This window comes from Microbacterium sp. HMWF026 (assembly GCF_003061325.1).
Classification (GTDB): Bacteria; Actinomycetota; Actinomycetes; order Actinomycetales; family Microbacteriaceae; genus Microbacterium; species Microbacterium testaceum_E.
In genome coordinates this window covers 4,083-11,637 of sequence record NZ_QAJB01000373.1, presented here as the reverse complement: position 1 = coordinate 11,637, position 7,555 = coordinate 4,083, and the positions used below count along the sequence as shown (strand labels likewise).

The following is a 7,555-nucleotide window of genomic DNA, read 5'->3' as shown; positions in this document are numbered from 1 at the left end:
GCGAAGTCCTGCGCGAGGAGCGCCGCGGTCTCGTCGTCGAAGGCGGCGAACACCTCGGCGTACCGCGGTGAGATCTCATCGTCCATCGCCGCGCGCAGTGCCACGGCACGCTCGTCGGACCAGGCGACGCGTTCGATCGTCCAGGCGGAGTGCGGCGCGGTCATCCCGCCAGTATCACCGGAGGCGGTCCGTCCCGAGCGCTCGACGGAAACGGCCGGTAACACGGCGGGAGCCCCGTCGCCGCCGGGGCGTTCCTCCCGCCGTCGCGCCCCCCACGCCACGATCAGCGCGATCAAGACCGCGGCGGCGCACACCGAGGTCGCGATCCCGAGCGTCGTCGTCGTCGGCATCCCGTCGGCGCCCAGCAGGATCCCGGTCGCGAGGGCGACGAAGAACGTCGCCGACAGGCGCTGGGTCAATTGCAGGAAGGATGCCGCGACCCCGTGCAGCGTGGACGGGGCGAAGCCGAGGGTGACGGCGCGCAGGGCCGGCTCGACCAAGCCGCCGGCGAAACCGAGCGCGATCTGAATCAGGACGACCGCCGGGAACAGCCACCCGGAGTCCGCGAGAACCGTCACGGTGACCAACGCCAGGAGGCACATCAGCTCGATGGCCAGCCCCGCGGAGATCACCGTCGAACCGAACCGCGCGTAGATCCCCGCGCTCGCGCGCGAGGTGAACAGACGGGCGAGGGACGCGGGCACGAGCCCCGCAGCGATGAGGAACGCCGGCAGCTGCTGCGCCTGCAAGAAGTAGACGGCGATGACGGTCGACAGGGCCAGCAGGCTCCCGAACCACAGCAGCGCGACGACGTTGCCCGCGACGAACCCGCCCGAGCGCAGGAGCGCAGGCGCGAACAGCGGCAGACGACCGCGTCGCGCGTACACGCGTTCCCACCCCACCAGCGCGACCACCAGAACCGCCACCGCGCCGAACGTCCCGATCGCCTGGGGCGGCGGCATCCCGGGGTCGATGACCGGAAGGGTCACGCCGACGACGATGGCGCCGAGAAGCGCGATCCCGGGGATGTCGAGGCCCGAGGTCAGTCGGGCGGGACGAGCGCGGGGCAGGGAGCGCATCCCGCGCCACACGGCGACGGCGGCGAAGGGCACCGGAGTCAGCAGCACGGCGCGCCAGCCGAGGTCGGAGGGGAGCACCCACAGCAGGATCCCCGCGGCGAGAGGGCCCACGATCGCGGCGAGCGCCCCGACGGCGGAGTACGCGCCGAGGGCCCGCACCCGCGCGGATCCCCGCGTCGTGTCCTGGATGATGCCGAGCACTTGGGCGCTGATGAACCCCGCGCCCAGACCCTGCGTCAGGCGACCCGCCACGAGCAACCACGCCGACGGGGCCAGGGCGGACGCGATCGCGCCGAGAAGGAACACGAGCATGCCGGCGACGAAGAGCTCGCGCCGGCCGAAGGCGTCGCCGAGGCGGCCGGCCGGCACGAGACCCAGACCGAAAGTGAGGGAATACGCGGCGAGGAACCACTGCACGACCGACGTCGTCGCGTGCAGCGACGACGTGACGGTGGGCGCCGTGTAGGCGATGATCGTCGCGTCGAGCAAGGTGGCGAAGCCCGCGGCGAGACAGCACGCGAGTGCCGCGCGCGCGCTCGCCCCGGGGGAACCGTCGGGCGAGGTCACCCGGCCCGGACCGCCTCGATCGACGCGCCCTCCCGCGGTTCGATGCCGTACGCGGTGACCACGCCGTGCGCCCGCGCCGTGGGGGTCTTCTCGCCCGCCTCGATCCGCACCGACAGCCGATTCTCGGCGGGCGGAAGCGGGCACGTGGCGAAGTCCGTGTACGCGCACGGCAGGTTCACCGCACGATTGAAGTCCACGACCACCCGGTCGTCGGCATCCGGTTCGTCGATCGAGAGCGAACGATTCGCCGCGTACGTGGTGTCTCCGCTCGTGGCATCCGTGAACAAGACGTTCAGCGTCCCGGGCACGTGACCCGGGAAGGTAACCAGACGTCTCGTCTCGTCGCCGAGCACCAGCTCGAGGTATCCCGGCGACTCGTAGACGTGCGAGATGCCGTCCACCGCCGCACCCACCTCGTGCGGACGCGGAACGACGTAGCGCACGAATCGCGCCTGCACCCGCCATCGCGGGTCGGGGGCGTAGGACGGCGTGCCCGAATACGCGGACAAGAACGCGAAGTCGGGCCGACGGGGGCGAAGGATGTCGCGCCCCCCACGGCGCGCCACCTCGATCACGCCCCCGGCGAACCCGACGGTCTCTGCCGCGCGCTCCGCGATCGGACCGAAAGCGTGCACCCCCTCGATCCGTCGACCGTCGACCACCAGCGACTCCCCCGCGGCGAGGGCGACCACCGGCCCGCCCTCGGAGGTCTGCCACCGTCCCGGGATACCCGGGTAGGTCTGGGGCTCGGGTTCGAGCCAGAAGAGCGCCGCCACCGCCAGGAAGCCGTGCGGGTCGGCGCGCCGCTGCTCGTGGACGCGGTGCCAGTCCTCCCATTCGCGTGCGAATCGCGCGCGGTCGACGGTGTCGTGTGCCGTGGTGCTCATGGTCGTCCTCGATTCAGCGTGCCGACGTCGCCGCGAGACCCGCGGTCGCCTGCGGGAGCGGAAGGCCCAGGTTCTCACGCAAGGTGCGGCCGCTGTACTCGGTGCGCAGCGAGCCGCGCTCCTGCAGCAGCGGCACGACGCGGTCGACGAACTCGTCGAGACCCGAGGGCACCACGTGCGAGCCGAGGACGACGCCGTCCGCGCCGCCCTCCTGCACGAAGCCGTCGAGCTGGTCCGCGACCTGCTCGGGTGTCCCGACGTAGCCCGGTCCCCGCGCGACCTCGTGCGCGAGACCACGCAGAGTGAGACCCTTCTGCTCGGCGAGCTCGCGCCAGGTCCGCACCGTCTGGAATCGGTCCTGGAAGATGAACGCCCGCCCCTGGATGAAGGTCGGCGCCTCGGGATCCGGGTCGACGTCGGGCACGGGGCCGTCCAGGTCGTAGCTCGACAGGTCGCGGTTCCACACCTGCTCGAAGGTCACCTGGATCGTGCGGTCGCTGAGCTGCTGCTCGAGGATGTGGCGGGCCTTCTCCTCGGCCTCGGCACGGGTGTCTCCGAGGACGAACGACGCCGACGGCAGGATCTTGACGTGCTCGGGGTCGCGCCCGAGTTTCGCGGCCCGCTCGGCGATGTCCGCCGAAAAGGCCTTGCCCTCGGCCAGCTTCGAGTACGGGGAGAAGATGACGTCGGCGGTGGATGCCGCGAAGTCGCGGCCCTGCGGCGAGACGCCGGCCTGGACGATCACGGGGCGTCCCTGGGGGCTGCGCGGAACGGTGAACCGGCCGGCGATGTCGAACTGGTTGCCGTGGTGGGCGAACTCCCCCGCCCGGCCGTCGCGCAGGAACGTCCCGGCGTCCTTGTCGGCCGCGATGGCGTCGGCGGCCCATGAGTCCCAGAGCTCGCGCACGGTGGCCACGGTCTCTTCGGCGCGGACGTACCGGTCGGCGTGCGCGAGGAATCCGCCTCGGCGGAAGTTCGCGCCGGTGAACGCATCGAAGGACGTCACGACGTTCCAGCCCGCGCGCCCTCCGGAGAGGTGATCGAGGCTCGCGATCTGCCGGGCCAGTTCGTACGGCTCGTTGAAGGTGGCGTTGAGGGTGCCGACGAGGCCCAGGTGCTCGGTGACGGCGGCGAGCACCGGCAGGGTGTCGGGGCGACCGGCGATGTCGTGGTCGAAGATGCGCCCGTCACGGGCGCGCAACGCGAGCCCCTCGGCGAGGAAGAAGTAGTCGAATCGACCCCGCTCGGCGGTCTGAGCGACGTGGCGGAACGTCGAGAAGTCGATCTGGCTCCCGGCATCCGGGTGCTCCCACGCCGTGTGCTCGTTCACTCCGCCCACGTAGGCGGCGAGGATGATCTGTTTGCGCGTGCTCATGGTGGTCCGGTCCTTTCAGGCGACGGGGGTGGCGTATCGGCTGGGCGGGGCCTCGGCGAGGCCCAGACGGCTGCGCAGCGACGAGCTGTCGGGGGCGGCGGCCGGCAGGAGCCCGCGCCGACGCAGTTCGGGCACGAGGTCGGCGGCGATGCGCGGCAGGTCGTCGGTCACGACTCCCGGGCGAAGGCGCACCCCGGCGTATCCGGCGGCTGCCAGGTCGTCGAACACGTCGGCGACGGTGGATGCCGAACCCGCGACGATCCGCGCATCCGAGACGAGCGCCCGCCCGAGGGCGTCGAGCCGCGCCCGACGGTCGACTCCGCTCTCGCCGGCGGGGTCGTCCAGGAACACGACGAGGTCGGCGATGACGCGGAGAGGTTCGCCCTCGCGCTCCGCCCCCTGCTCGGCCCGACGGACCTCCTCGACGATCCCACGGGCGTGGACGGCGTCGGCGGGAGTCACGAAGACGACGTCGGCCGAACGCGCGGCGAGCCGGTAGGGGATCGCGGCGTGCGCCAAGGCTGCCACGATCGGTTGGCCCTGCGGCGGTCGCGGGGTGATCGAGGGGCCACGCACCGAGAAGAAGCGCCCCTCGAAGTCCACCTGATGGACCTTGTCCGCGTCGAGGAACCGATCGGTTTCGACATCGCGGATCTCCGCGTCGTCCTCCCAGCTGTCCCAGAGCCGGCGCACGACCTCGACCGCGTCCGCCGCCTCATCGAACGCGTCCTCGATGAAGGCCGCGAAGGACGGGTCGTCGATCGCGACGTCGCCGGGGTGCGCGCGGCGCCCCACGTGCGCGGCTTCGTCGGCGCGCGCCGACACCTTCACCTGGACGCCCGCCCGACCCTCGCTGACGTAGTCGAGCGTCGCGATGGCCTTCGACAGGTGGAAGGGCTCGGTGTGCGTCACCGTCGCGACGGGGAGCAACCCGATGCGCGACGTCACCGGGGCCACACGCGAGGCGATGAGCACGGCGTCGAGCCGTCCGCGCACCTCGTCCGTGCGTTCGTCGCCGACGAGGAACCGCTCGGACTGCAGGGCCAGGGAGTCCTCGATGCTCGCGAAATCCAGCCCGGCATCCTCGGCCGTGCGGACGACATCCGTCCAATAGCCGGCGGTGAACAGCTCGGTCGGACGCGACGTCGGTTCACGCCATGCTGCGGGATGCCATCCGGCACCTTCGAGCGCGACGCCGATGAGCAGGGGACGAGTGTCGGTCATGGGAGATTCCTTCGGGGTCGATGATCAGGCGGCGACGGCCGACGCGGAGCCGGCCGGACGCCAGCCGAGGCGCGGCAGCACGCCCTCGGCGACGTCGGAGAGGATCTGGCGGTAGTCGTCGCGATGGAAGGCGTACGGCAGAGCGATCCGCAGCTGTGTACGCCCGTCGATGGCGGGGTCTTCGCGCAGTCGACCGATGATCTCGTCGGCCGTGCCGACGAGGTCCCGCTGGAACACGACACCCCGGACGGGGGCGAGGGTGCGCTCGTCACGTGCGGCCGCGTACTCCCGGTAGTGGGCTCGCTGGGCGGCGGTCGCGCTGTCTGTGGGGACGATGACGCGCTCCACGCCGACAGCGGGTTCACCCGATCCGACGAAAAGGGCGTGGTACTCGTCGATGCGGGCGCGCTGAACGGTCTCGAACGACGCGTCGCCGTCGGCCGCGGCGAGGTTGCCGAGGAAGAGCTTGAGGCCGTGCTCCGCCGCCCACCGCACCGAGCGCGCCGAACCGCCGCCGAGCCAGACCCGCTCCCGCAGCGTGGGCACGTGCGGCTGGATGCGGGGGATCTGCCGCCCGTAGGGCGTCGTGATGACCTCGTCCGACAGCGCACGACCCTCGAGCGCCTCGAGGAAGCGCTCGATGAGCGTGTAGGGCGCGATGTCGTCGGCTTCGCCGACGCGACTCAGGGCACGGACGAGCTCGCGGTGCGGAGCCGAGGAGCTCACGCCGACGTTGATCCGTCCGCCCGAGAGCACGTCGACGGTGGCGAAGTCCTCCGCGAGACGGAAAGGCGTCTCGAACCCCAGCGGCACGACCGCGGTCTCGAGCCGGATGGTCGAGGTGCGCTGCGTCGCGGCGGCCAGGAACGGCAGGGCCGATGACACACCGCGCTCGAGGTGGCGCTGGCGGATGCCCGCGACCTGGTACCCCAGCTCCTCCGCGAGAGAGAACAGGCGCAGCGTCTCCTCGAGGCCGCCGCTCGGCGAGGCCTCGTCGAACGTACCCGGCAGGGTCAGCCCCGCCTCGACGACCGCGGGTGCGGAGGGGATCGGCATTCGAGACTCCTTCACATCGTGTACGTGCCGCGGCGCTGTTCGGCCGTGTCTGTCGAGAGTGCGCCGCCCACGGGCGGGCCGTCGAACGCGACGAAATGCGGTGTCGTGCATCGTCACGGGCCGCCGTCCGCGTTCACGCGGGGTCACATTCCAGTCGATCCGTTGCGTGCGGCTCGCGTCGAGTTGCACCGCGCCCGCGACCGGCGCAGAGTGTCCCGGTGACCTCCCCCGCGACCCTGCCCGTCCCCCACGCCGACGCGACCGTCCTCGACAACGCCGCGTGGCATTCGCTCGCCGGTCCGCACGCCTCGTTCGCGATCGGCGGCGACCTGGTGCGCCGGTATCCGGCCGACGTCGCGCCGTTCGTCGCGGTGCGCTCGTGGGACGAACCGGAGGTGTGGGACGCCCTGCGCGAGCTCGTCGGGCCGGGCGCCGAGGTCGGACTGTCGGGGTACGAGGGCGCGATCCCGGACGGGTGGGAATTCCTCGGCGGCGGCGAGGGCGTGCAGCTCGTCGAGACCGATGCCTTGCAGACGCGCCCCTTCGACGAGGCGGTCGAGCTCGGCGCCGCCGATGCCGCCGACATGATCGCGATCGTCGAGCGCAATCAGCCGGGCCCCTTCCGCCCCCGCACGTACGAGCTCGGTCGGTACATCGGCATCCGTCGCGGGGGTCGTCTCGTCGCCATGGCCGGTGAGCGCCTGCACCCGACCGGCTGGACCGAGATCAGCGCGGTGGCGGTGGATGCCGATCACCGCCGCCAGGGCCTCGCTTCACGCCTGGTGCTCGACGTGGCGTTCCACATCCAGCAGCGCGGCGATCGCGCGCTGATGCACGCCGCAGCCGGCAACGTCAACGCGATCGCCGCGTACGAGAAGCTCGGCTTCGCGCTGCGCAGGCGCAACCGCTTCGCGGCGGTGCGGACGCCGGCCTGAGAACCGGACGGCCCCGCCGGTCTCAGCCGCCGAACCGCTCCGCGAGCGCGGAACGCCGAACCTTTCCGGCGTCGTTGCGGAGCGGCGTCGTCACCACGTGCAGCGCGACGGGCGCCTGCCGACTCAATCGCGTCCGCGCGTGGGCCATCACCGAAGCGGATGCCGCGGGGTCGGCGAGCCTGACGGCGGCGTGCACCACGTGGCCCAGGTCGTCGTCGGGGACGCCGAAGGCGACGGCCTCCTCGACGGCGGGGTGTTCCTCGAGCACCGCCTCGACGGTCGCGGGAGCGATCTTGTCGCCGCCGCGGTTGATGAGGTCGTCGGCACGATCGTGCAGGAAGAGGTAGCCCTCGGCATCCAGGTGTCCGACGTCGCCGAGCGTGTCCCATCCCTCGTCGTCGCGGCGGGAGGTCGCGCCGACGTACGAGTACG

At 72.0% G+C, this 7,555-nt stretch carries 6 protein-coding genes and 1 pseudogene; 1 reads left to right on the top strand and 6 read right to left on the bottom strand.

Annotated elements, in window-relative coordinates:
* From DBR36_RS18115 to DBR36_RS13880, 5 genes are all read right to left on the bottom strand, one after another.
* Nucleotides 1-1,646 (bottom strand): MFS transporter (locus DBR36_RS18115; protein WP_219927661.1); only part of this gene is annotated, 1,646 nt, incomplete at its 3' end.
* Entirely contained in the window at nucleotides 1,643-2,533 is an 891-nt protein-coding gene (locus DBR36_RS13895; RefSeq protein ID WP_108320329.1) for a DUF1684 domain-containing protein, read from the bottom strand. The genes DBR36_RS18115 and DBR36_RS13895, both read right to left, overlap by 4 nt.
* Nucleotides 2,534-2,546: 13 nt before the next feature.
* A complete protein-coding gene (locus DBR36_RS13890; RefSeq protein WP_108320327.1) occupies nucleotides 2,547-3,908 on the bottom strand; it encodes an NtaA/DmoA family FMN-dependent monooxygenase in 1,362 nt (453 codons plus the stop codon).
* A gap of 15 nt (nucleotides 3,909-3,923) precedes the next feature.
* Entirely contained in the window at nucleotides 3,924-5,132 is a 1,209-nt protein-coding gene (locus DBR36_RS13885; RefSeq protein ID WP_108320325.1) for an LLM class flavin-dependent oxidoreductase, read from the bottom strand.
* 24 nt (nucleotides 5,133-5,156) lie between these two features.
* Nucleotides 5,157-6,188: an LLM class flavin-dependent oxidoreductase gene (locus DBR36_RS13880; protein WP_181373609.1), complete on the bottom strand. Its 1,032-nt coding sequence runs from the start codon at nucleotides 6,186-6,188 to the stop codon at nucleotides 5,157-5,159.
* Between the two features lie 218 nt (nucleotides 6,189-6,406).
* Here DBR36_RS13880 and DBR36_RS13875 point away from each other — a divergent pair, with 218 nt between their 5' ends.
* Nucleotides 6,407-7,123 (top strand): GNAT family N-acetyltransferase, encoded by a 717-nt coding sequence (locus DBR36_RS13875; protein ID WP_258222862.1) that lies wholly within the window; start codon nucleotides 6,407-6,409, stop codon nucleotides 7,121-7,123.
* A gap of 22 nt (nucleotides 7,124-7,145) precedes the next feature.
* Here the strand turns inward: DBR36_RS13875 and DBR36_RS13870 are convergent.
* Nucleotides 7,146-7,555: pseudogene (locus DBR36_RS13870) on the bottom strand (hypothetical protein); the annotation flags it as partial.

What these genes read in the sequence shown, in the direction of transcription:
- DBR36_RS13895 (WP_108320329.1), bottom strand. Translation starts at nt 2,533, where the DNA reads ATGAGCACCACGGCACACGACACCGTCGACCGCGCGCGATTCGCACGC.
- DBR36_RS13890 (WP_108320327.1), bottom strand. Translation starts at nt 3,908, where the DNA reads ATGAGCACGCGCAAACAGATCATCCTCGCCGCCTACGTGGGCGGAGTG.
- DBR36_RS13885 (WP_108320325.1), bottom strand. Translation starts at nt 5,132, where the DNA reads ATGACCGACACTCGTCCCCTGCTCATCGGCGTCGCGCTCGAAGGTGCC.
- DBR36_RS13880 (WP_181373609.1), bottom strand. Translation starts at nt 6,188, where the DNA reads ATGCCGATCCCCTCCGCACCCGCGGTCGTCGAGGCGGGGCTGACCCTG.